This is a genomic window from Chromatiaceae bacterium (assembly GCA_016714645.1).
Lineage (GTDB): Bacteria > Pseudomonadota > Gammaproteobacteria > Chromatiales > Chromatiaceae > M0108.
In genome coordinates, this window is the sequence record JADKCI010000001.1 from 1,168,014 (window position 1) to 1,192,031 (window position 24,018).

The 24,018-nt window shown below is 65.8% G+C and carries 19 protein-coding genes, 1 pseudogene and 1 CRISPR repeat array; of the genes and pseudogenes, 6 read left to right on the forward strand and 14 right to left on the reverse strand.

From position 1 onward, the window contains the following. Nucleotides 1-21: 21 nt before the first annotated feature. On the reverse strand, nucleotides 22-813 hold the full coding sequence (locus IPN92_05470; GenBank protein MBK8637747.1) for an arginyltransferase: 792 nt from the start codon (nucleotides 811-813) through the stop codon (nucleotides 22-24). Next, on the reverse strand, nucleotides 810-1,574 hold the full coding sequence (locus IPN92_05475) for a leucyl/phenylalanyl-tRNA--protein transferase (protein ID MBK8637748.1): 765 nt from the start codon (nucleotides 1,572-1,574) through the stop codon (nucleotides 810-812). The genes IPN92_05470 and IPN92_05475 overlap by 4 nt, the downstream gene beginning before the upstream one ends. Nucleotides 1,575-1,825: 251 nt before the next feature. Between IPN92_05475 and IPN92_05480 the strand changes: the two genes are divergently transcribed. Next, nucleotides 1,826-2,161 carry a hypothetical protein gene (locus tag IPN92_05480; GenBank protein MBK8637749.1) on the forward strand — a complete coding sequence of 112 codons (336 nt, stop codon included), beginning with the start codon at nucleotides 1,826-1,828 and terminating at the stop codon, nucleotides 2,159-2,161. 43 nt (nucleotides 2,162-2,204) lie between these two features. On the opposite strand, the gene hrpB is transcribed toward IPN92_05480, so the two are convergent. From hrpB to IPN92_05495, 3 genes are read right to left on the reverse strand one after another with little or no spacing between them, the layout of a single operon-like run. Then, nucleotides 2,205-4,724, reverse strand: a complete 2,520-nt coding sequence (gene hrpB / locus IPN92_05485) for an ATP-dependent helicase HrpB (GenBank protein ID MBK8637750.1) — start codon at nucleotides 4,722-4,724, stop codon at nucleotides 2,205-2,207. Then, nucleotides 4,721-5,557 (reverse strand): cobalamin biosynthesis protein CbiX, encoded by an 837-nt coding sequence (locus IPN92_05490; GenBank protein MBK8637751.1) that lies wholly within the window; start codon nucleotides 5,555-5,557, stop codon nucleotides 4,721-4,723. The genes hrpB and IPN92_05490 overlap by 4 nt, the downstream gene beginning before the upstream one ends. Nucleotides 5,558-5,582: 25 nt before the next feature. Further along, complete coding sequence (locus IPN92_05495) at nucleotides 5,583-7,262, reverse strand: OmpA family protein (GenBank protein ID MBK8637752.1); 1,680 nt, start codon at nucleotides 7,260-7,262, stop codon at nucleotides 5,583-5,585. A 305-nt stretch (nucleotides 7,263-7,567) separates the two neighbouring features. Here IPN92_05495 and IPN92_05500 point away from each other — a divergent pair, with 305 nt between their 5' ends. From IPN92_05500 to IPN92_05515, 4 genes are all read left to right on the forward strand, one after another. Continuing rightward, the gene (locus IPN92_05500) at nucleotides 7,568-8,659 is read left to right on the forward strand and encodes a polyamine ABC transporter substrate-binding protein (protein MBK8637753.1); all 1,092 of its coding nucleotides are present in this window, start codon (nucleotides 7,568-7,570) and stop codon (nucleotides 8,657-8,659) included. A 27-nt stretch (nucleotides 8,660-8,686) separates the two neighbouring features. Beyond that, complete coding sequence (gene potA / locus IPN92_05505) at nucleotides 8,687-9,829, forward strand: polyamine ABC transporter ATP-binding protein (protein MBK8637754.1); 1,143 nt, start codon at nucleotides 8,687-8,689, stop codon at nucleotides 9,827-9,829. Between the two features lie 93 nt (nucleotides 9,830-9,922). After that, complete coding sequence (locus tag IPN92_05510) at nucleotides 9,923-10,822, forward strand: ABC transporter permease subunit (protein MBK8637755.1); 900 nt, start codon at nucleotides 9,923-9,925, stop codon at nucleotides 10,820-10,822. Further along, nucleotides 10,819-11,616, forward strand: coding sequence for an ABC transporter permease subunit (locus IPN92_05515; GenBank protein MBK8637756.1), 798 nt, complete (start codon nucleotides 10,819-10,821; stop codon nucleotides 11,614-11,616). Before IPN92_05510 ends, IPN92_05515 begins: the two co-directional genes overlap by 4 nt. Nucleotides 11,617-11,941: 325 nt before the next feature. Here the strand turns inward: IPN92_05515 and IPN92_05520 are convergent. Continuing rightward, nucleotides 11,942-12,064, reverse strand: a pseudogene (locus tag IPN92_05520) (type II toxin-antitoxin system prevent-host-death family antitoxin). Between the two features lie 135 nt (nucleotides 12,065-12,199). Between IPN92_05520 and IPN92_05525 the strand changes: the two are divergent. Beyond that, nucleotides 12,200-13,306, forward strand: coding sequence for a hypothetical protein (locus IPN92_05525; GenBank protein ID MBK8637757.1), 1,107 nt, complete (start codon nucleotides 12,200-12,202; stop codon nucleotides 13,304-13,306). A 64-nt stretch (nucleotides 13,307-13,370) separates the two neighbouring features. On the opposite strand, the gene cas3 is transcribed toward IPN92_05525, so the two are convergent. The 8 genes from cas3 to IPN92_05565 form a co-directional block, all read right to left on the reverse strand. Further along, entirely contained in the window at nucleotides 13,371-15,749 is a 2,379-nt protein-coding gene (gene cas3, locus IPN92_05530) for a CRISPR-associated helicase Cas3' (GenBank protein MBK8637758.1), read from the reverse strand. A gap of 61 nt (nucleotides 15,750-15,810) precedes the next feature. Beyond that, nucleotides 15,811-16,449: direct repeats of the CRISPR family, unit length 29 nt; unit sequence CGGTAAACCCCCGCGTACGGGGAGGAGAC. Between the two features lie 46 nt (nucleotides 16,450-16,495). Beyond that, complete coding sequence (gene cas5e, locus IPN92_05535; protein MBK8637759.1) at nucleotides 16,496-17,143, reverse strand: type I-E CRISPR-associated protein Cas5/CasD; 648 nt, start codon at nucleotides 17,141-17,143, stop codon at nucleotides 16,496-16,498. After that, complete coding sequence (locus IPN92_05540; protein MBK8637760.1) at nucleotides 17,143-18,240, reverse strand: type I-E CRISPR-associated protein Cas7/Cse4/CasC; 1,098 nt, start codon at nucleotides 18,238-18,240, stop codon at nucleotides 17,143-17,145. Before IPN92_05540 ends, cas5e begins: the two co-directional genes overlap by 1 nt. 14 nt (nucleotides 18,241-18,254) lie before the next feature. Further along, nucleotides 18,255-18,968 (reverse strand): type I-E CRISPR-associated protein Cas6/Cse3/CasE, encoded by a 714-nt coding sequence (locus tag IPN92_05545; GenBank protein MBK8637761.1) that lies wholly within the window; start codon nucleotides 18,966-18,968, stop codon nucleotides 18,255-18,257. Continuing rightward, complete coding sequence (locus IPN92_05550; GenBank protein MBK8637762.1) at nucleotides 18,968-20,698, reverse strand: type I-E CRISPR-associated protein Cse1/CasA; 1,731 nt, start codon at nucleotides 20,696-20,698, stop codon at nucleotides 18,968-18,970. Before IPN92_05550 ends, IPN92_05545 begins: the two co-directional genes overlap by 1 nt. A gap of 218 nt (nucleotides 20,699-20,916) precedes the next feature. Further along, nucleotides 20,917-21,273 carry a hypothetical protein gene (locus tag IPN92_05555; protein MBK8637763.1) on the reverse strand — a complete coding sequence of 119 codons (357 nt, stop codon included), beginning with the start codon at nucleotides 21,271-21,273 and terminating at the stop codon, nucleotides 20,917-20,919. Nucleotides 21,274-21,377: 104 nt separating this feature from the next. Continuing rightward, entirely contained in the window at nucleotides 21,378-21,917 is a 540-nt protein-coding gene (locus IPN92_05560) for an MAPEG family protein (GenBank protein MBK8637764.1), read from the reverse strand. Continuing rightward, entirely contained in the window at nucleotides 21,908-23,818 is a 1,911-nt protein-coding gene (locus IPN92_05565; GenBank protein ID MBK8637765.1) for a glycoside hydrolase family 3 C-terminal domain-containing protein, read from the reverse strand. The genes IPN92_05560 and IPN92_05565 overlap by 10 nt, the downstream gene beginning before the upstream one ends. Nucleotides 23,819-24,018: the final 200 nt, after the last annotated feature.

Here is a 24,018-nt window from a genome sequence, read left to right on the forward strand (position 1 = left end):
GGGTTTCTCGCCCGCCTGCCGCTACCGACCAGGGATTGACGGGCTCTGGGTACCTAACGCCCACCCGTCTTGGTCAGGAATGGGTTGTCCACGCGCGAATTCTTGCCACTGCTCCCCGATCAGGGCCTGGATGGGCCGGTATCTTTCCTTGTAGGCCATCTTGCGGCAGTCCTTGATCCAATACCCCAAGTAGAGGTACTGGAGCCCCAGGTGGCGGGCGAGTCCGATCTGACTCAGAATGGCGTAAGCGCCCGGGGCGCGGTCGGCCACTGCCGGATCGAAGAAGGTATAGACAGCGGACAGGGCATTGGGCAACCGGTCGGTAACGGCCACGGCGACCAGGCGCTCCCCGAGGCGTAATTCCAGCAGACGGGTCTCGCCCCCCCAGGGTTGGATCAGGTAATCCTGGTAACTTTCCGGGGTCAACTGCTCCGCCATGCCCCCATCCGGGTGGCGATGGTGGATATAGGCGGCATAAAGGTCAAAATGCTCGGGGGCGAAGGCGGCCGGACAGTCGCTCAGGATCAGATCCGCGTTCTGGTCGCGATTGCGGCGTTGGGACCGGTTGGGGGCGAAGTGGGTGACATCCAGGCGCACGGGTACGCAACTCTGACAGGGGCCGCAGGCGGGGCGATAGACGAAGCGCCCGGCGCGCCGGAAACCCTTACGCAACAGGGGTTCATAGAGAGGACCGCTCATGGGTACCCTGGGATCGACAAAGAGGACGCGCTCTTCCCGTCCCGGCAAATAAGCGCAAGGGCGTCTCCCCGTCAGGAACAGGGTTAGGCGCTGCTGGAAGCCAAGGCTGGTCATGAGCCCGCCCCGTTCTGGTCTGAAGGGACGGACGATCGGGCCAGGGCATCCGCTCCCCCTGTGGCTATGGCCTCGGGGTTCCAGAGCTCGGGAGTACCCGGATCGGCGCACAGGAGGTCGAGGGTCGCGGTGAAGGCGGCGCGTGGGATCTGAAAGGCGCCCAAACTCAGCAGGTGGTCGGTCGCCATCTGGCAATCGATGAGGCCATAACCACGGTCTTCCAGGGTCCGGCACAGGTGGACCAGGGCCACCTTGGAGGCATCGCTGACGAGGCTGAACATGGATTCTCCAAAAAAAACGCGGCCAAGGGTGACGCCGTAAAGGCCGCCGACCAGGTCGCCATCCCGCCAGACCTCCACCGAGTGGGCCCAGCCAGCGCGATGGAGCCGCTGGTAAGCGCGAATCATCATCGGCACCAGCCAGGTGCCGTTGCCGTGGCGGCGGAGGCCGGCACAGGCGCCAATGACCTGATGGAAGGCTTGATCCAGGGTGATCTGAAAGTGTCCCCGGCGCAGCGTCTTCGCCAGGCTGCGGGAGATATGGACCCGGTTTGGCAGCAGCACGGTCCGGGGGTCCGGACTCCACCAGAGGATGGGATCACCGGCGCTGAACCAGGGAAAGATGCCGTGGCGGTAGGCGTTGAGCAGGCGCCGTGGGTCCAGGTCGCCGCCGATGGCGAGCAGGCCGTCGGGCTCGCGCTCCGCCAGGGTGACGTCGGGGAAGGGTGCGGTCGGATCCCGCGGGTCAAGAAGATGCAGCATGGGTCAAGGTCCCTGTGCCGGCCCCGCCGGTCCCCGGCCGCTGGCGCGGGATCAAAAACTTGAGGCGATCAAGGAAAAGTTTGCCCGTGACGGCCCGGATGGAGTAAAAGACAGGATTGTTCCTACCCTTCCCGGCGTGGCCGGAGCGGAAGTTGGAAATCATAGCACGGGGCAAGGCCGGGCCCAGGTCGCGCCATTCGCCTCCTCGCCACCCGTCCAGGTCGTCGAGCGGGGAGCGGGGTTAATTAGCCATGCATTACCGAGTCTTCTACTACTTCGAACGTTCCGGCGATACCATCTCCTCGACCAACGCCGTCGAGATGAGCGCCCGCGATATCCAGCGCCAACTCCTGGGACGTTTTCATGGCGGGGACGACTTTCTCGGCCTCATCGATAGCCAGGATAATATTCTGCAGATCCTCTGCGAGCCCAAGCTGGCGCGTTTTTGGGTCGAACTACCCGTGGAAGCCGCCAAGGCCTCCTGGGGCTGCTACATGAACCTGGATGAGTTGGTGCGGTTGGTCGAGACCCTGCCTGCCATTTTTGACCGCGATAGCCTGCCGCAATTTCAGTACAAGCCCTGGTAGTGGGGCTTGGGACCCCCCCATTTTTAAATACCCAGCACACCCGTCACACCCCTCTTGATTTGATGCTCCGAGCCATGGGCGCCGCGTTGGCGGGGTCCTCAGGCCAATGGTGCTTGGGGTAGCGGCCGCGCATTTCCTTGCGCACCTGGACATAACTGCCGACCCAGAATCCCGGGAGATCCCGGGTGAGCTGGATGGGACGGCGCGCCGGGCTGAGAAGCTGCATCAGGAGGGGGACCTGGCCACGGGCTATGCTCGGGGTCTCGCGAGCCCCCAGCATCTCTTGCAGGGGCACGGCGAGGATGGGGATGGCGCCGGCCAGGTAATCGATGGGCCGGCGGGTGCCGGCGGGGGTGAGGAGGCTGGCCGGGGCATCCTGTTCCAGGCGCTGGCGTTGCTCCCAGTTGAGTTGGGCGGCGAGGAGGGCGGCCAGGTCGAGGGCTTGGACCTCGTCGAGGCGGCTCTTGCCGGCCAGCCAGGGGCCGAGCCAGGTTTCCAGACTCTGCTCAAGTTGGGCGGGCGTCAGGTCCGGCCAGCCGGCATCGGGTTCCAGGGTGTGCATCAGGAGGACACGGGCCTGGAACTGGCGGGCGGCGTCGCTCCATTCCAGGGCCAGGCCGGGGTCGCGCCGGATGCGTGCCAGCAGCAGGTCGGCGACGGGGTCACTGGGCAGGAGGGGCGCCGGCTGGGCGGCCAGGGTGATGGCGCCTAGTCGCGTGACCTCCTGGGCGCTGGCGGCCTCTCGGCCCGGGTCCCAGGTCAGGACCCGCTCGCGCTGGATCCGATCCGCGAACAGGGCCTGGATCTCCGTTTCGGTGATGGGCAGGGCGAGTTGGATGCGGCCGTCGCGCCCGGCGGCATCCAGGCCGGCGGCCACCAGATAGGGGTGACTGGCCAGGGGATCACCCGGCGGCAGCACGGCGCCGGAGCCCTGGGCCAGGAGGTAGCGGCCATCGCATCCGCCGCGCCGCTGGGCGATCCGGTCCGGATAGGCCAGGGCGAGCAGGCCGCCGCTGCTGGTAATGCCACGCGGCTCCCCTGGCTCCGCGTCCTTGACCAGTCGGCGCAGTTGGTTAGCGGCGCGGTCGAGGGCGGCGAGTCGGCGGCCGTCCATGTCGCCAGGGCTCCGGCGGTTTCGGAAGGCCTCCAGGGCAAGGAGACGTGGCCCCAGGTCCGCCGAGCCGGGCTCGCCGGGCCGGCGTAGCCAGGGGTCGCGTTCCGAGAGGAGGGCACAGAGGTCCGCGGCCTCCCCGGCCAGGTCGGTTGGCGCCCCCGTGAGCAGGGCGGCCAGGCGCGGATGGACGGGCAGGCCCGCCATGGCACGGCCAAGCCGGGTGATGTGGCCAGCGGCATCCAGGGCCCCCAGCCGGACGAGCAGGGCGACTCCCTGCTCCCAGGCCGGGCGCGGTGGGGCCTGGAGCCACTGGAGTTCCGCCGGATCGCTCACCCCCCAGAGAGCCAGTTCCAGGGCCAGGGGGGCCAGATCGGCTTGCAGGATCTCGGGTGTGCGGTGTTCGGGGCGGCTGGCCTCCTGGGCCCGGGTCCAGAGCCGGTAACAGACGCCGGGGCCCAGTCGCCCGGCGCGCCCGGCCCGCTGATCCGCCGAGGCGCGAGGGATGGCTTCCGTCACCAGCCGGGTCAAACCCGATCCCGGCTCGAAATGTGGTTTGCGGGTCAGACCGCTGTCCACCACCACGCCAATGCCGGGAATGGTAACGCTGGTCTCGGCCAGATCCGTGGCCAACACCAGGCGCCGCCGGCCATGCCCCGGCCCCAGGGCCAGGTCCTGGGCCGCGACGGGCAGGGTGCCATGCAGGGGCAGGATCTGGATGCCCGCTTCGGTCAGGCCGGCGAGCCGCTCGCGGACGCGTTCGATCTCCCCCGCGCCGGGCAGGAAGGCGAGGAGGTCGCCAGAGTGGTCCGCCAGGGCCTGGCGGATGGTAGCGACGAGGGTCGGTAGCCCATCGCGTCCAGGGTCCCGTTCGGCGTAGTGGATCTCGACCGGATAGGGCCGGCCGCCAGCCTGGATCAGGGGCGCGCCACCGAGCAGGTCCGCCAGGGGCCCGGCATCCAGGGTGGCGGACATGGCCAGGATGCGCAGGTCCGGGCGCAGGTTAGCGACCACATCCAGGGTCAGAGCCATGCCCAGCGCCGAGGGCAAATTCAGCTCGTGGAGTTCGTCGAAGATGACCAGCCCCACGCCCTCTAGGGCCGGGTCCGACTGGAGGCGGCGGGTCAGGATGCCCTCGGTCAGCACCTCGATGCGGGTGCGCGGTCCGATCCGGCGCTCGAAGCGGACCTGATAGCCCACCGTCTCGCCCGGCTTTTCGCCCAGCAGGGCCGCCATGTGCGCGGCGGTGAGGCGGGCGGCGGGACGACGGGGTTCCAACATCAGGATGCGCTGGCCCGCCAGCCAGTCCTGGTCGAGCAGGGCCAGGGGGACCTGGGTGGATTTGCCCGAGCCGGTGGGGGCCTGGAGCAGGGCATGTCCGGTCCTGAAGGCGGCGGTGAGTTCATCCAGCGCCGCCGCGATGGGCAGGTTCACGGCCGGGGCTGGGATCACTCCCCGGCGTCCTCTTTGGCCTCAAGGAAGCGCGACTCCAGAATGTCGAGGAGGGCCGGATGGTCGCCCACCAGCCCCGTCAGGGCGATGCGCAGGTCGGGGTGTTCGGCCTTGACGGCGGCCGCGATCTCGTCCAGATCCCCGCCGGGGCCAGCATGACGGCCGGCGAACAGGAACAGGGGGGCGACGAAGACCGGGCTCTGGCTGTCCGCGCGCGCCAGGCGGCGCAGAACCTCCAGCAGGAGTTCGCCATTGAAGTCGTATTGGGGGCCGGCGCGACGCTCCATGGCGGCCTCCTCGACCTGAATACTGGCCGCCAGACGGGCGCGCAGGTCCGTCGCTACCCAGCGCCGGGCGGCGTTGACCTCGGGGCGGGGGGAACCATGATCCACCAGGACCAGGCGTCGGGGCTGGAGCTGGGTCTCCCGGGCGGCGGTCGCGATGCGGTCCAGGAGGATGGCGGTGAGGCGCGGCTCCCCCTGGGGCAGGGGGCAGAGGGGGGCGGCCAGCCGGATATCCAGCGGACCGATGTCCGCGCTCAGCCTGGCCGCCAGGGCCGGGATGGCCTCGGTCAGGGCCCCGCTGGGGCCGAAGAAGAGGGGGATGATCAGAAAGCGCCGGGCACCCCGGTGTAAACGGTCAACCAGCCAGGGTTCCAGGGTGGTGGCCGGTTGCCCATCGAGTTTATCGGCGCTAATGAGGTCGGAATGGGCCAAGGATAAGGGCTGGACGGGCTGGAGGAGGAGTCCCCTCAAGCGCCCTGCCAACTCCCGCAGGGCCAGGGTGGATTGGGGACGTCGCGAGCCATTGTCGAGGAGGATGATCTCGCGCACGGTCGTTAGCCTCCCGAGCTGTCGCTCAGGGTTCGCTAACGTAGATTTCGACACGCCGATTTTGGCTCCGGCCAGCCGGGGTGTCGTTGGTGGCGATGGGCTTGGTCTCGCCATTACCTTGGGCGGTCAGACGCTCGGCGGCGACGCCCCGTTCGACCAGGGCCGCCATGATGGCATCCGCGCGCTGCTGTGACAGGGCGAGGTTTGTCTCGTCACGCCCCGAGCTATCCGTATAGCCCTCGATCCGGACCTTGAGTTCCGGGAACTCGACCAGGACGGCGGCGAGCTGGTCGAGACTGGGGATCGGGCCGGCGGGGAGGGTGCCCTTGCCCGTGAGGAATCGCGTCTCGGTTTCCTTCAAGGTGAAGAGGATGCCTTCCTGGGTGGTGCGGCCGCCCAGGCCGCTCAGGCGGGTCAAGGCCTCCCGCTGATGCTTGAGGGCCGCCTCGGCCCCCGTCTTCGCACGGTTCAGATCGGCTTCCGCCTGTTGACGCAGGGCGTCCACTTCAGCCTTAGCCCGGGCCAGATCGGCCGCCGATTGCTGCCGCAGGGCGTCCAAATCGGACTTGGCGCGGACTTGATCGGCCTCGCCTTGTTGGCGGAGTTTATCCAGTTCCGTGCTCAGGGCAGCGATCTTATCCTTGCTCGCCGCCAGCTCCCGCGACAGGGCGCCCTGGGCCTCGGCGGCCTCCTGGCTCAAGCGATCGAGTTCGGATTGGGCACCGGCATGGGCCTGCTGGGTCGTGGCGAGGGTGCCCTGGAGGTTTTCGTGCTCGCCGCGGAGGCTGGACAGGGCGGCGCCGCCGGCATCGATCTCCTGCTTGAGCTGGGCAATCAGGGCCTCGGCCTCGCCTTTATCCGAGGTGTGGGCCAGGATGGCGGTATCCAGACGGTCAGCGAGTTCCCGCGCCTTTTTCTCCGCTGCGGCGACCGCCGCTTCGCCCTGGGTGCGCAGGTCCGTCAGGGCATCGTGCTCCTGGGTCAGGGCGGTATCGGCGGCCTGGAGTTTCAAGGTCGCCGCGCTCAGGTTTTGCTTGAGCGCCTCGTTCGCTTGCTTGGCCTGGGTCAGATCCTTGTCCAGGGTGGCCAGGTTCGCCCGCTCGGCCTCCAGGGCCTGGCGAGTCTTGAGCAGTTCGGCGTGCAGGGCCTGGACGCGATGCTCCCAGTTGGCCACTAGGGCCGCCTTTTCCGGGTCACTGCCGACCAGGAGGGTGCGGTATTTCATCGCCTCGGCCGACAGGTCGGCGGTGATTTGCAGGACATGGGCCTCGTGGGTGGCGGCGGCATCGGTGGCGGCCTGGTTGAGCTGGGCGATGTCGGCCTTCAGGGCGGTAATTTCATCACCCGCCCCCTGGAGGCGTTGCTCCAGGGTGCTCTCGGCGGCCTTGGCCGCGTCACGCAGGGTGACGAGGGCGGCCTCATGCTCCGCCTGCTTGGCCTGAACCTGGGCCTTGAGGTCTTGCTGGGCCTTGGTGGCGAGGTACAGATCACCCCCGAGGGCGGTTAGCTTGCTTTTGAGACCGGCTATCTCCGCTTCGGCGGCCGTCAGGGCCTGGCCCTTCTCGGCGATTACGGCCTGGTGGCCTTGCAACTGCTTTTGGGCGTACTGGTAGTGCCAGACCAGGAGCGCGCCCAGGCCAAGGACGAGGATGGCCAGAAGCCAGGTCCAGGTGCGTAAGGGAGATGCAATCTTGGGTTCGGTCATCTTCTCCTCCTTAATTTCGTGTGTGCCGTGCAAGCTGGGGGGGCTGGCCTGGGGGCTGGTTGATCAGCCATCAGTTTATCCCATGGGCTGGCGAGCAGGCAGTCTTTATTGCGGGCAGGCGATGCCCCGCCGGCCTCGCCCCGCGGGATTTAATAAAGATGGGACGGGGCGGATGACAAGGTCGTGTCGCCCATGCAAAATAGGAGCTTATTCACAACCTACTACCCGAGCCGCTCCGAACCCCCAATGAGCCGGGTTGGGAGCGGCTTTTAACTGTTTGCTGATTACCCCGGGACACGATCACCATGCGCCAGTTCCTCAAGAAAATTGCCTGGATTCCCCTGCTCGCCCCTCTGGCGGCAGGCGCGGCGGACGAAACCGTTCACATCTATAACTGGAACGATTACTTCGCGGAAGACACCCTGGCAGGCTTCCAGGCGCGCACGGGCACGCGGGCGGTGCTGGACCTCTATGACAGCAACGAGATCCTGGACGCCAAGCTGCTCGCGGGTTCCAGCGGCTATGACCTCGTCTTCCCCACGGCCCGCCCCTTCGCGGCGCGCCAGATCAAGGCCGGTATCTATCAGCCCCTGGACAAGTCCCAGCTGCCCGGCCTGAAAAACCTGGACCCCGAGATCTACAGCTCTCTCAAGGACATAGACCCCGACAATAAATACCTGGTGCCCTACATGTGGGGCACTACGGGGTTGGGCATCAACGTCGATAAGGTCAAGGCGGCCCTGGGCGAGGAGCCGGTGGCGAGCTGGGCCCTGGTCTTCGACCCGGAAAAGGCCAAGAAGCTGGCCAGTTGCGGTCTGACCCTTTTTGATGACCCGACGGAGGTCCTCGCCGCCGCCCTTCTCTATCTGGGCAAGGACCCCAACAGCCGTGACAAGAAGGACCTGAAGGCGGTCCAGGACCTCATCAAGGCCGTGCATCCCTACATCCGCTATTTCCATACCTCCCAGGTCATCAGCGATCTGGCCAACGGCGACATCTGTATCGCCCAAGGTTATTCCGGAGATGTGCTCCAGGCTCGAGACAAGGCTAGGGAGGCGGCAAATGGTGTCAAGGTGGCCTACCTGGTGCCCAAGGAAGGTGCCGTCCTGTGGGTGGATGTCATGGCCATCCCCAAGGATGCCCCCAATCCTGCCCAAGGCCTGGCCTTTATCGAATATCTCCTGGACCCCAAGGTGATTGCCAACGCCTCCAACTTTGTCAACTACGCCAATCCGAACCTGGCGGCGACGGAGTTTCTGGACGAGGCCGTGCGCCAGGATCCCGGCATCTATCCCTCCAAGGAGACCCGCGCCCGCTTCATTACCCTCAAGGAACCCAGCGACAAGGAGATGCGCGAACTCAACCGCATCTGGACCCGGCTCAAGGCCAATCGCTGATCCGGGCCGGCGGGCGGCAAGAAGTCTGTGGCTAGGCCAGAAGATCGGGAACCCGGTGCCCTGGAGGTGTGGCAAGACCCTAAAGCCAGGCCCTATGTGCGTATTGAGGGCGTGAGTCGTCTCTTTGGCGAGGTTCATGCCCTCAACGGCGTCAGCTTGGATATCTATCAGGGTGAGTTCTTTTCGCTCCTGGGGGGTTCCGGCTGTGGCAAGTCCACCCTGCTGCGTCTGCTGGCGGGGCTGGACAGTCCCACCCGCGGCCGCATCTGGATCGACGGCGTGGATGTCACCGACATCCCGGCCTACCGGCGGCCGGTCAACATGATGTTCCAGTCCTACGCCCTTTTCCCCCACATGAACGTGGAGGCCAACATCGAATTTGGCCTCCGGCAAGAGAAGATGCCCCGGGCCGAGCGCGCCGAGCGGATCGGTGAAATGCTGGACCTGCTCCATATCGGCGACTTGCGCAAGCGCCGGCCGGACCAACTCTCCGGCGGACAGCGTCAGCGCGTGGCCCTGGCGCGTTCCCTGGCCAAGCACCCCAAGCTGCTCTTGCTCGACGAACCCCTGGGCGCCCTCGACAAGAAGCTGCGCGTTCACACCCAATTCGAGTTGGTCAAGTTGCAGGAGCGCATCGGTATCACCTTCGTGACCGTGACGCATGACCAGGAAGAGGCCATGACGATGTCCAGTCGCATCGCGGTCATGGACGCGGGTCAGATCGTGCAGATCGATACCCCGACCGGTATCTATGAATTCCCTAACTCGCGCCTGGTGGCAAGCTTCATCGGTTCGGTCAATCTCTTCGAGGGCAAGGTGACCGCCCGCGGTGGCGACGAGGTCCTGGTGGCGGGGGAGGGGGGTCTGCTCATGCGCGTGCATTGCCGCCAGCCCCTGGCCCTGGGGACGCCGGTGGCGGTTGCCGTGCGGCCGGAGAAGATGCGCCTGTGCGAGGACTGTCCCAGTCCCGGCGAGAATTGCGTCACCGGTCAGGTGCAGGATATCGCCTACCTGGGTGATGTCTCCATCTTCCACGTCCGCGTCTCGCCGGAACGCGTCGCCACCATGACCCTGGCCAATATCCATCCCCGTACCGAGCAGAAATTGACCTGGGGCCAGGAGGTGACCATGGCCTGGTCACCCGTCTGCGGCGTGGTCCTGACGGATTAGCGCCATGACGCGTCTGGGTCGCCAGCGGAACAGGGGAAGGTCCTGGGCATGAGCCAGAATGCCGACGCTCGGACCGAGGGCTGGCGGGGCTGGATGAGGCGCCGGGGCTACTGGCAACCGGGGCGCTGGGCCAACATCGGCCTGCCCTATTTCTGGCTGCTGCTCTTCTTCTTTCTACCCTTCGTCATCGTCCTCCAGATCAGCCTGGCGGAGCCCCTGGTGGCCCAGCCACCCTATTCGGCCCTGCTGGAATGGCTGGATGACGCCGTGCTCCAGATTCGCCTCAACCTGGGCAACTACGCCCTGGTGTGGATGGATGACCTCTACCGCGCCGCCTTCCTCAATTCCGTCTGGGTGGGTCTGGTCTGCACCTTCCTTTGCCTCCTCATCGGCTACCCCATGGCCTATGCCATCGCCACCGCCCCCGAGCGCTGGCGCGTGCCCCTGCTGATGCTCATCATCCTGCCCTTCTGGACCTCTTTCCTGATCCGCGTCTATGCCTGGATCGGCATTCTCAAGAACAATGGCCTGCTCAACAACTTTTTGATATCCATGGGGGTCATTGATGAGCCCCTGACCATCCTGCATACGCCGCTCGCCGTCTATATTGGCATCGTCTATTCCTATCTGCCCTTCATGGTCCTGCCCCTCTACGCGACCCTCAGCCGCCTCGACCTCACCCTGCTGGAGGCGGCGGCGGATCTGGGTTGCCGGCCCTGGCGAGCCTTCGTCCGCGTGACCCTGCCGCTGTCCCTGTCCGGCATCCTGGCCGGCAGCCTGCTGGTCTTTATCCCGGCGGTGGGCGAGTTTGTCATCCCGGACCTGCTCGGTGGACCCGATTCCCTCATGGTTGGGCGCATGCTCTGGACCGAATTCTTTTCCAACAAGGATTGGCCCCTGGCCTCGGCCCTGGCGCTGGTGCTGCTCGCCCTGCTGGTCGTGCCCTTCGTGGCCCTGCAACGCTGGCAGTCGCGCCTGGAGGGCGAGTCATGAAGGGCCATCGCTGGCCTATTTACAGCATGCTGGCCTTCGGCTACGCCTTTCTCTACGTGCCTGTCTTGCTGCTGGTCATCTATTCCTTCAACGCCTCGCGCCTGGTGACCGTGTGGGGCGGCTTCTCGACCCACTGGTATGGCGAGTTGCTGCGTAACGCCCAGATCCTTGATGCCGCCTGGCTGAGCGTCCGCATCGCAACGGTGAACGCCACCCTGGCCGTGATCCTGGGCACCCTGGCGGCCACGGCCCTGGTCCGCTACGGGCGCTTTCGCGGGCGCGGTGGCTTCGAACTCCTGCTCACGGCGCCCCTGGTCATGCCGGACGTCCTGATCGGTCTGTCCCTCCTGCTCCTCTTCGTCGCCATGCAGCAGGTCATCGGCTGGCCCAACGGGCGTGGCTTCACCACCATCGCCATTGCCCACATCACCTTCAGCATGGCCTACGCCACCGTGGTGATACGGGCGCGCCTGGCACAGATGGACCGCTCCCTGGAGGAGGCCGCCATGGACCTGGGCGCCAGGCCCCTGGTGGTTTATCTGCGCATCACCCTGCCCCTGATCGCCCCGGCCCTGCTGTCCGCCTGGCTACTGGCCTTCACCCTGTCCCTGGACGATCTGGTCATCGCCAGCTTCGTCGCCGGACCCGCTTCCACTACCCTGCCTATGGTCGTCTATTCCAGCGTGCGCCTGGGCGTCTCGCCCCAGATCAATGCCCTGGCCTCCCTCATCCTGCTGTTTGTGTCCCTGGCGGTCATCATCGCGGGCCTGGCCATGGCGCGCCGGCGGGATTGACAGGGCATGTGTCTTGGTGCGTTGAAAACCCGAAGTCTTGGTGAAGTGGATGGTGCCCATGTCCCCTAATCAGGGGGCTGGGCCGTCAAATAGTCCGTTGCCACGCCATGATGTTTCCCGGCCTTGGCCAAGCCGCCATCGAAAATGGCGAGGCGTGCCCTCGCTCTGACACAGACCGCCAGATGTAACGCATCGCGGGCCCGGAGGGGTATGTCACTCTGATCGGACATGCCAGCGGCCGTCGCGTCAGGGCCAGAATGCAGGGTTGACGATCAACGAAGGCGAATAATTCCGCTAAATCGAAGGGCTGGCTTCCCGCGATCGGTTCGGCGACGATACGCGCGATCGGTACCCCGCGACGGGTGATAACGACCTCCTCCCCTGCCTCAACCTGGGTAGGCAGGGCAGTGAGGCGGGCCTTGGCGTCGGCGACGGAAAGCGTTTGCATCGGGGCCTCCAGACTTATTGGTCATTGGACTATGTTAAGGCAAGGATGGATGAGCCGCGAGTCCCTGCTAGCCAAGTCCCTGATCCCTAACTCCCATAAACCTTGAACTTTGTTGAGATCTCCTAGGAGAAAGCCATGCGTCCCGCCCTTGCCGCCCTCCTGCTGGTCCTGCCCTTGCTCGCCACCCTGCCGGCCCGGGCCGGGGAGCAATTGCTCCCTGGCGCCATCGAGGCGGTGGCGGAGCTGCCCATCAACCCTGGCAATCTCGCGGTCACCGAGTCGGGGCGCGTCTTCGCCACGGTTCACCAATTCCGCCGCGCCGAGGCGCAACTCATCGAGGTCACCGGGCCCAACAGCTACCGGCCCTGGCCGGACTTGGCCTGGAACGGGGCCTTTGGCTCGGGTTCCGAGGTACTCAACAGCGTCCTCGGCATTCGGATCGATGGCCAGAATCGCCTCTGGGTGCTCGACAATGGTCTGGGCGACCCCGCCCACCAGCCCGACCAGCCGCCCAAGCTGCTGGCCTTCGCCCTCGTCGACGGCCGGCCGGTCTTTCGCTATGACTTTCCACCGGAGACCGCGCCCACCGGCAGCTTTCTCAACGACCTGGCGGTGGATGCGGACCGGGGCTTTGTTTATATCGCCGACCCGGGCGGCAGCCAGGCCCCCGCGCTGGTGATCCTGGACCTCAACCAGCGCGTCTCCCGGCGCTTTACCACCTCGCCCGCCCTGCAAGCCGAGGACCGGGACCTGGTGATCGAGGGCCGGGTCATCGGCCTACCCGGGGAGGACGGCAAGCTCAAGCCGGCCCGCATCGCGGTCAATCCCATCACCCTCTCCGCGGACGGCGAGACACTTTTCTTTGGGGCCATGAGCGGCGCGACCTGGTACCTGGTGCCGGCGCGGTTGCTGCGCGAGGGGGCGGATGAGGCGACGGTCGCCGCCGCCATCGCCAAGGTCGGACCCAAGCCCCTTTCGGACGGGGCCGCCACCGACGCCGCTGGCAATCACTACTTCACCGACCTGAGTCACAACGCCATCAGCCTCCTGAGCCCGGACGGCAAGCTGGAGACCCTGGTCGCGGACGACCGGCTCCTTTGGCCGGACGCCCTGGATTTCGGCGAGCCTGACTGGCTCTACATCGCCGTGAACCAGCTTCACCGCGCGCCACCCCTGAACGGTGGCGTGGATGGTGCCGAGCTGCCTTTCCGCATCCTGCGGGTTTACACCGGGAGCGATTAGCCGGGGGTTTAAGCAGAAGCACAGCAATGGTCGAGAAGGCCCACGATCTCCCTTGGATAGGCCGTTAGCGTCTCAGCCCCAGCACCCCGTAATGGAAGCGCTGGGTACCGACCGCTATCGAGAAGCCGCCCATGGCATGGGGTACTGCAATACCCGGAGTGCCGTTCTGGACATCCCGCAGCCAATGCCAGGGAAAGGGCAAAGCCGTGATGGCCTTCCCGGTGAGCGGCGAAGGTATGGGGGTGCTGAGTTCGACAGTGACCGAGCCCTCGCCGAGCCGCGTCGCAATGGCTTCGGTCACCGGTTGTCCGGCGTAGGGTTGCGTCCAATCCAGTAACCCTCCCTGGGCAAGTTGTCGCTGGGCAAGCCGCTTGCCCCAGGTTTCGCGCCAAAGCTGGGTCCAGCCCCGCCGCTCAGCGTAGGCCTCAAGTCCATCGGGATGGGTGGCCGTCTCCACCAATAGCCGGACATCCGTCGGCACGGTGATGGCGTCCTTCCCCTGCAATAGCTCCAGGGTGGCGAGAGTCCCCAGGACATCGTAAACGTAGGCCCAGGTGCTACCGGTTGGCATCTTGCCCCGCTTGCCCTGTACCCGGCGTAATGCCATGGCGGCGGTTTCCTCCTCCGCCTGAGCCGAGAGCACGATCATCGGCAGAACTTGGGCGGGTCGATGCCGTCCCAGCCGGCCCCGACGCTGCAACAGCACGTCAGCCGGGGCCGGATCCGACACCAGTAGGTCAGCGTCGATATCCAGCGACTGCTCTGCCGTCTGGGTAGCGACAATGGCGATCGGTGCGCGGGTGCCACCCTTGCCGATGATGCCAACGAGTTGCCCATCGAGATACTGACGATCCACGTCCGCGAAACGGGAGTGGTGGAGCATCGCCGCTATCCCCTTGTTGCTCAACTCCTGATAGGTTTCGATGGCCGTGTCCACCGTCGAGCGGATGATCAAGGCGCAGCCACCGACCCGAACACAAGCGGCGATGGCATGCAGGGCTACCCGATAGTCGGCGAGTCGGAGTGTCGAGCTAAGGGTCGGGACGGCGACGGGCAGCGCATTGACGACCGGGTAAGGCGCTGCAAGTGCCCGGTCCAGGGGTAATCGGGGCCTTTGCTCCAGCTCGGCACGCAACAGTTCGCCCAGGGTGGCGGACATCAAAAGGACATGACCACCAAGGTCCAGGTGACGCCGGACCAGGGTACGAACAATCTCCAGCATGTAGGGATCGGAGGCGTGGACCTCGTCAATCACCAGCAGATGACGACTCAGGGCGGCATGGCGCATCCAGGCGTGCCTGGCGCGCAGGGTTGCAAGCATGGCCTGGTCGATGGTTCCCACCACGATGGGCGCGGCCATCACCCGCTTCGGGCTGGCAACGGCCCAGGAGCGGCTCTGCTGCCAGGGATCGAGGTCCAGCAAGCCGGGCACGGCCCGGGCAATCGGGTCCGTGGCAAGGTTCCCCGCGACGGCCCGCACGACGCGAGCCGCGAGTGCGGGAGAATGGGCCCGGGCGAGTTTGCCGATACGCTCATGAATCTCAGTGGCCGCCGCCCGGGTGGGCAGCGCAAAGTACATCCCGTCCACGCGACCGGCCGCAACCAGTTGCAAGGCGCGCAGCAAAGCCGCCTCCGTCTTGCCGGTACCGGTGGGAGCTTCGATGATGACCAGCCTCTCGGAGAGTGGCACCTCATGGATGACCGCTTGGGCACCGAGGGGCTGGCCTGGCAAGATCAGGTTGGCGGGGGCACCTGAGTGCCAATCCGACCAGGGCAGGGTCGCGAGCAAGGCCGCGACGTCCTGGGGCCGCCAATCTGGCCCCGGGACCGGCAAACTCGAACCAAGCCAGTCCGCCAGCATCACCACCCCGGCAAAGAGATGGTCGAACGATGTCGTCCATTGGATTGGCGGGGCGCTTCCGCGGGCCTGCGGGAAGCGTTGACGGAGTTCGGCGGTGAGACTCTCCATCTCCCTCACCGGATCATAAGACGCGGAGGCCGCAACCTGTGCCCTCACCCGGGCCAGTGCAACGGAGATGTCCCCCTGCGCCACGGGTGATCCGTGGTGACAGATAGCACAGAACAGGGCCGCTGAAGCATCGCTGAACCAAGGGCTTAACTCTGATACCCCCAGTGCCGCCTGGACCTTTGGCTCCCCCATCAGTGCCGCGAGCGCTTCAGCGAGGTGGGAGGTGCCTGGTCCCTGGCCGGTAATGCGTTCCTGGAAGCCCACCAAGGCCTTGCCACAGTCATGTAGTCCGGCCAGGTAAGCGAGCCTGGCAAGGTGTGTAGCGGTCAGGGCATGACCGCAGGCAACCGCAAGTCGGTCCTTCAGCACGCCCGCGGAAAGCAAACAGGATGCCGCGAGGGCAACGTCGAGTGAATGGCCAATAAGGGATCTTCTTGCGCCTGTCTCACGGTCGGTTTTTGCTATGGCAGTCACGGATCACAGGCCTCGACCAAGGGGGTAGCGGTAAGAGTACGCCAGGAGATGACCTAAGCGTGAATGAACCCCCGCGTACGGGGAGGAGACGCGCACCGCGAGCGCAACCACATGAACCTGGTCGGTAAACCCCCGCGTACGGGGAGGAGACTCGATGGTGCAGCGGGCATTCTGAAGGTAAAACGGTAAACCCCCGCGTACGGGGAGGAGACGAGTTGTATCAAATGAAGAATCAACTCAAGACCGGTAAACCCCCGCGTACGGGGAGGAGACACCCTGATGGGTGATCCGTTCAAAAGACCGGCCGGTAAACCCCCGCGTACGGGGAGGAGACGACTGGATTACCTTTCACGCGCCATTAGAGGCCGGTAAACCCCCGCGTACGGGGAGGAGACGTGGCCTGGACCATGCCGAAGATGTCGCCCTGCGGTAAACCCCCGCGTACGGGGAGGAGACGTGCCGGTCGCGGTATAGGCTACGACGACAAACGGTAAACCCCCGCGTACGGGGAGGAGACTGCACCACGGAGGGCACAATCAGCGCACCAACCGGTAAACCCCCGCGTACGGGGAGGAGACGGCGACACCAATGGCGGCGGCGCCGGACCCGGCGGTAAACCCCCGCGTACGGGGAGGAGACTCTTCATAGCCCTGGCAGTGGCTGAGTTCGTGCGGTAAACCCCCGCGTACGGGGAGGAGACCCTTGTCGATAACAATCTGATCCTATATGAAAAATAGGAGCGCCAATTATGCCACCGAAAAAAGCGCTGCACCGCGCCCCCGCGACGGCACGGAAACCACCAAGCCTTCGCTCAGGCTCCGCACCGGCCGGTAGATGGACCCATGCCGCCGGCTTCTCACCGTCTCCAGCGCCTCATCAAGGGACGCCGTTTCGATTACCTGCTCCCCTACCTGGCCACTCGCCGGGCACGACTGGCGACCCAGACACAAGGGAAACAGGGGGTCATGCAGCGCCTCCAGGAGTTGTTGGGCGCTCCAGGGAGCGGCAACCTCGGCAACCACACTCATGTCCGCGTCCGCGAGCAGGGGGCGATATTGCATTTGCCGGTCCTTGGCCGCGCCACTACCTGCCCGCCGGAAGAGGTGTAACTGACCTTGCGGGTCCACCACGGCGCACTCCATGCCAATGGTTGCCAGGTCCGCCGTCTGAAAATCCACCAGAGGAGTCCCGGGCCGATGGACAACAACGCCATACCTGAGGCTATCGGCCAGAATAGGCAGCCGCTCATCGCCGCGCCGATACCCCAGTGCGGCGCCCAGCAGCCCGGCGACCATGGTCAGGGACGGGATCGGCATCTGTTGGGCATAGCCATCGATACGGGCCCCGGCGAGGGACATCAGTGGGCCGCGCCAGCGCATCACCAAGGCAGCCATCACGCCTCCCAGGTAGCCTGGGTGGTCTGGGCCAGCGATGCTATCCGCGGCGCGGGTTGCTCGGAAAGCCAGAAGGCGGCGGGCGGTTTGCCAAAGGTGGCATAGTCCTCCGTGGCCATGGCCCGTAGCCGCGCCACGGCCCGCTCCTGCTGGGCCACCGGCGCCGCAAAGGCATCCATGAGGGAGCGCACCTGACCGCCGATCTCAACCAGGGATTCGATAATGCGGGCGGGTGACCGGTTGCCGATGGGCGATACGGTGTGCAGCGCCACGACCAGCGGCGCAAGGACCGCCGCCGGATCGATGCCGTTACGCCGCAACTGGGCGGTATCAATCAGCACATGCCGGTAGAACAATCCGGCCGCCTCCTCGCGGGTATTAATATGCGAGCCCCCGGCCTCTCCCGCCGCGCGGTTTTTCAGGTCGTCGGTCACCAGGAAAAAATCGACCACCGGGGTGATGGCGTGGGTGGTCAGGGCATCGCTGATGCGTACCGCCCGGTCCACGGTCGCTACCGCGATGCCGGTGGCCATGCGCCCGAACAGGGCGCCATCAAAGCCGACCGAACCCCGGGTGGAGCGGAGCGCCTCGATGGCCTGTATCACGGCCTCGGGGGTTCCCTTGGGGGCCCTCTTGTCAATCAGGGGTCGCAAGCCCGTGGGGCCGATGTCGGCGTCGGCACAGGTCCTGGCGACAGCCACGAAGAGGCGCACTTCCTGTTCGCCCACGATCAAGGGCGCGGTGGTCTCCTCGGCATCATGGCCATGCTCGCCGACCTCTGTCTTCTCCTTCTCTTTGCGCCACAGGGCCATGATCGCGTCGCTCCAGGCCTCGGCGGGGGTGATGCCAGCTTCCTCCAGAGCCAATTTCAATAGCCGATCCCCAACCAGGGCCGTTCGGTAGCTATGGCCGATGCCGCCGGCTGCTTCGAGCCCAGCCATCTCGGGACTCTTGCGGAGGGCGTACTGCTGAGCTTGGTAGGAGATGCGCTGTCGTTCGACGCCACCGAAGACGGCGCGCTTGGCAAGCCCGTCGGCACCCCGGTTCGGGATATGCACGGGTAGCGAGAAGAGTGAATGGAGTTGAATAACCTTCATGTCCCATGCCCCTGTCAGTGAATGGGTTCCAAGCGAACAAAACCGAAGCCATAGCCGCGCTGGCGGCCCAGGCCCTGGGTGAGGAGGGTGGTGAACTGGCTTGGAGCCCTGATGGTCAGCGTACCGCTCATCTCCGCGATGGGGAAGACCCGCTCCGTCCAGTTCGGACCCTGGCGGCGCACCATGCTGGCGAGGCGGGTGCCGTCGAGACTGATTTGTTGCACCCCGGCCCCGGCCAAGCGCGCGGTCAGGTAGTCGACATAGACCCGGGCGCGGTCATGCTGTCCTGCCGGGTCCTTGCGAACCGCGTACAGCAGGGCGTCAATTTCCCCTTTGCCGGTCTGGCGGATGGTGGGGACCAGCCGTATCCGGAAACGCAGGCCTTGTCCCTCGTGGAGCGGGGGCAGGGGAGCCGTCGCTACGACGGCGACGGCTTGCTGGAGGGCGGGCAGGGCGAAGGCCAGCCGATCCCGCAGGGTATCGGCGTCCTGTAAGCTATAACCGAGAATCGTCGCGGTGCCGTCGCGGACGCCCTGCAGGCGCCAGGGGCGGACCCATGGGCCGCCAAGGGTCTCGGTAAGAATCGTCTTGAGTAACAGGGATTCATCCCGCTGACCGGCGTGGGTCAGCGAACTCCGGACGGCTGCCACCGCTTCGGGCACCCTCACGGCAAGCTGCGCCAGCAGCGGGGCAGGACTGGCAGCCGAGAGCTGGGGGGTGCCGTCCATCAGGCGGCCTCCTCACGGGAGTGCCCGCGCACCCAGCTCATCGCAATCAGTTGCCGGAGTTCGGCCCGAGTCTCTTCCTCGCCGAGTCCGTCCGCGAGGGCCAAGGCACCAAGAGCCGAGAGGTCCAGGGTGGTCACTTGGTGGGCGACCAGCCAGCGCACCACTTCGGCCACCAGACCCACCAGGGTCTCACCCGTGGCGGTGAGCAATTGCCGCACCCGCATTTCAGGGTAGTCGCTCTGGGCCAGGGCCTTGCCAATGGGGAGGCCGCCAGCCCGGATAGCGCCTAGGGCGGGGAGGATGGCCCGCCAAACGGCTTCGGTCGCCGGGGTATCCCTCAGCCTTGGCGGCACCTGCCCGAGGAGTTGCCAGTAGAGCATCGGTGGTTCGGTGGCGATCATGGTGCGCAGTCGCGCCCGGTCATTGGGCGTGAGGTGCGCGCCGATCTCGTGCAGGATGGCGTGGACCTGCTTGGCGAGGTCCGGCGGCTGAGTCATGGCGGTGGCTCCGGTAAGCTCTTTGATCTTATGATCCAATCGATTGGCGCTCTTCGCCCGCCGCAGCGGATCGGGGCAGCCGGTGGCAAGCGGTCCCCACACCTCTCGGAGTACGACAACGGCGGCCGCTAGCAGGGCGGCCTGCTCAGCCGGAGGATCCGGGGGCTCGGCCAGCAGTGTCAGAAGGCATGCGGTCAGAGGTTCGGTGAGGGCGGACGCGAGTCCCTGTGCCCCCCGCGCCTTGCCCGCCTTGACAGCCGCCGATTTGGCCGAGCCCTCGATCAAGGCCTCGACGGCCCAGCGGAGGGCCTTATCGACCCTCTCCGCCGCATCCAAGGCCCGTTGGGAGAGATCGGCAGCCCGCTCTGGCTGCATCGCCAACGAAAAGGCGGCCCGCTGGGTCAGGGGATGCAGCGCCTCCCAGTAACCACGGGTCTTGCCATTATCGACACCCAGCCCACAGACCCGCACCACCCGGTAACCCGATTGCCCCATGGCCGCCGGCCGGAGGATATTGTCGCCCCCAAACAGCATGGCGTGGCGAGTGCGCATCGACCAGACGCGGCCTCCCCACAGGCGATAGGGTTTACCTTCGGTAATGGGCACATGAGGGTCATCGGCGTGCCCCTTGCCCGCCAGACGGGCAGGAACCGAGTGCTCGCCGATCCCTCGGTAACGGTCCGGGCCCAGGGGGACGAGGTGGCAGGGGCGCGCCTCTAGGTAGGGGTAAGGAATCCTATCCACCCCTAGGCTATGGCTACCCACGGGAAGCAACCACAGAAAGTGGTCTCCTGCCTTGCTGGGGGAGGCTTGCGAGCCGATGATGGTCGAGGCGCGTGCCTCGTAGGCCGCCATCAGGTGACGCACCTCACCCGCAAGGGTGCCATCTTCGGAAGGGAGGACGACGGAAGGCCCTTGCCGCGTGCCCCCATTCCACTTGGTCACCGTCAATGCCCAAAGGCCACTCCAGAGGGTAAAGATGGCCTCTTCGGCCGTGCCCTGGAGGAATGGCTTTACGGCGTGCCCAAGCTTGGTGAAGGTGAAATCCATATCACTCAGGGTCATCTCCGAGCGGTTTTTGCCAGGGTCCAGGGGCGGTTGGAAGAAGGCGACCTCCTCCTCGGGGGCAATTAACCGCAAGGCGTCATCCCCGACCTGTCGCTGCCATTCCCGTTCCCAGTCCGGTGCGGCCTGTAGAGGGATATTGGCGTAACGGCGCAGTGCGGCCATCATGATGGCAAGGACTGTGACCGCTGGAGCCCGCTGGTAGGGGTGTAGGCAGGTTAATTCCAGGGATTCGCCATTGTGTATGGCCGCAAAAAGCTCGAAAAGGCCGAGCTTGGCGGCACCTGTATTGAAGGTGGGATCGGAAACTCGCATCATCGCTCCCACTTGAAAAGCCATCCAGGGATCTCGCGGATTAGAAGGGTCTGGGCGGAGAGGTTAGGTGTTCATGCCGCATGGCGCAGTTCGGCATGGATGAGGATTTCATCGTAGGGAGCAGACAGCAAGCCCTGCTCGTTGCGCTCTAGCAAACCCAGTTCCAGAAGTTTGACCACGTCGGTGTGGACGTTTTTGTAGTCGCGCTGTAGGGATTGAGCGAGTTGTCGGACATTCAGCCCCTCATGGGTGGCTACATAGCGCAGCAGATCGAGCCGCTTGGCGCTAATGGCGGAAAATAACTCGCTCAGGCTGCCAAAGGCCAGGTGGGGGATGGGCTCCTTGCCAGCCGAGGCGTCCTGCCAGGTAGCGGCAAAGGTGCTCAAGGCCTCGGACGGATTTAACACACTGATCTCGATAAGGTTCATGTCCATCTCCAGCCCGCCAGCCGGGCACAATCCCGTCGAACAGCTTGATACGCGGAAAGCCCGAGGGTGGAACAGTACCTGGTGCGACTCCGGTAGTCTTCCTTTCAGAAGATCATATCCCAGAATACTACGCCCCCCAGCGCTATCATCATGACGACGGAGGGATAGAAGGTCATGGCAAACCCCAGGGCTCGGGATGCCGCGCCCTCTTCATAGCCCAGGAAAAACAGGATGCGCCCGATGGCAAAGGCCATGGCCGCCACCGGCACCACCGACAGCCAGGTTGCTGGCATCGTCAAGGCCCACCCCAGATAAACCAGCAGGGCGATTACGGACTGCTCCAGGGTGTTCTGCAACAGGGTTTGTAGTAATTGCGCCCGGGGAGTATCCGTGGCGGTGACTCCGCCATCGATATCCTCTGGCGAAAAGAAGCGCTGCCGCGCCATGCGCGCGACCGCGATCATCATGAAGAGGCCGGGTACCAGGGCGCATTGGGCCGCGACCGCCAGGCGGTCAATGAGGGTCATCCCGGCGGGAAAACCCATGGGGTTCCATGTCCCACTGCCGATGACGATGGCCAAGGCTAGCAACAAGCCGACCATCATCCTTTTCAGAACACCACTTTGTTTGTCGGTCAGGGCCATGTGCTGCCGCCAGCTATTGGCTTTGTATAACTCAGTCCGTAACCGAATTCATACAGCAGGCTCGGCGGGCGCCCCGCTGGGGAGGCGCTGGCTGGTAAGAGACTGTCGGCGTCGCGCGGCCAGCCATAGGGCAAGGTGCCGGTGAAGGGCGCATCGCCGAACAGGGTATCGGCGACGCCGGCGCCCTCGCTACCCGGTAGCCAGGCGGCGACCAGGGCGTCGCTGGCCTCCAGGGCCTGATCGAGGATGAGCGGCCGTCCCGTGACCAGCACCAGGACCAGCTTGCGGGCCAGGGGGCGCATCTTGGCGATCAGGGCCTGATCTTGGGGGGACAGGCGCAGGCCCTGGGCATCGCGATCGCCCAACCACTCGGCATAGGGCGGCTCGCCGACCAGGACGAGGGCCACGTCGGTCGGGGGACCCTCGAAGTCACCGTTCGCCGCATAGTCGATGCGAGTGGTGGCGCCGCCGACCTGACGCAGGCCGGCGAGGATGCTGGTCCCCCCGGGCAGGCGGCTGTTGTCGCCCTGAAAGCCACTCCAGGCCAGGGTCCAGCCTCCGCTCTGGAGGCCCAGGTCATCGGCGTGGGCCCCGGCCACCCGAATGTGCTGGCCGCGCCGCAGCGGCAGGGCTTCCTGGTTCTTGAGCAGGACCTGAGACTTGCGGACCGCCTCCCGGGCTAGGGCGCGGTGTTGGGGGCCGCCGATCAGCTCGCCCGCGGCGGCCACCGGCCCGGGGTGTTCGAAGAGGCCCATGGCGAATTTCACCCGCAGGACATGGGCGACGGCCTCATCGATCCGCTGAGCGGAGATCTGGTTGTCGGCGGCCAGGGCGTGGAGCAGGCCGATGACCTCCGCGCTTTTGGCGGGCTCCATGAGGACATCCACGCCGGCGTTGACGGCCATGGCCACCTGCTGGTCGAAGCCTTGGGCCGGGAGAAGGGCGACGGCCTCCCAGTCGGAGATCACCAGGCCCCGGAAGCCGAGTTGCTGGCGCAGGAGCCGCTGGAGCAGCTCGGCATGGCCATGCATCAGGGTGCCGTTCCAGCTACTGTAGGAGACCATGATGGCACCGACGCCGGCCTCGATCTGAGCCTGGAAAGGCGGCAGGAAACGCGCCAGGAGGGCCGCCTCCTCGCCGCGCGTGTCCCCCCGATCCAGGTGCGACCGGACGCCCTTGAGTTCGAAATGGGAACTGCCGTAGGCGACACCGCCGTCACCGAGAAAATGCTTGGCGGTCGGCAGAGGCCGGGGGAGTCCTGGCCCCAGTTCCGCCAGGCCACCCTGGTAGCCGCTGGTATAGGCCAGGGCCAGACGGGTGACCAGATCGGTATTCTCACCCAGGGATTCGTAGGCGCGTCCCCAGCGGATGTCGTCGACCACCGCCACCAGGGGCGCGAAATTCCAATAGAGGCCGACGGCGGCGAGTTCGCGGGCGGTGGCCGCGCCGATGCGGCGCATCAGGTCCTCGTCCCCCGCCGCGGCCAGGGCCACCTGGTGGGGAAAGACGGTTGCCCCGGGCAGTGCGCCAAAGCCATGAACCGCGTCAATGCCATAGAGGAGGGGGATGCCGAGGCGGGTGCCCAGGGCCGCCGCCTGGTAGCCCTGGACCAGGGCGGCCCAGCCGTCCGGGGTATTGGGGTCGGGGGGTGGGCTGTCGCCGCCGGACAGCATCGAACCCAGTTTGAGTTCACCGACCTGGGCCGGGGTCACCCAGTCGCGCCCACCCATGACCATCTGGCCCAGCTTTTCGTCCAGGGTCATGCGCCCGAGCAGGTCTGCGACCCGTTGCTCGACAGGCAAGCCCGGATTACGGTAGGGGAGGTCCGTGGCTTGGTCAGCCAGGGCCCCGCAACTCATGGCCAGAGCCAGCCAGGTGGGCAGCTTGTCGATTCGGGTCATGAGGTTTTCCCCCGGGTTAATGGGCATCCAGATCGCACCGAGCGATCACCCAAGGGGGACATTATGCCGGAGCGGTTTCCCTGATGTTCAAGCTCGTTACCGCCGTGCCCAATGCCCTGTCCGGGGCTGCTGGCCGCATCTGCGCCAGGCGTGGCTTTCGAGGCCTGTTATAGTAGCGCCTCCGCGAATCGCACCGGACC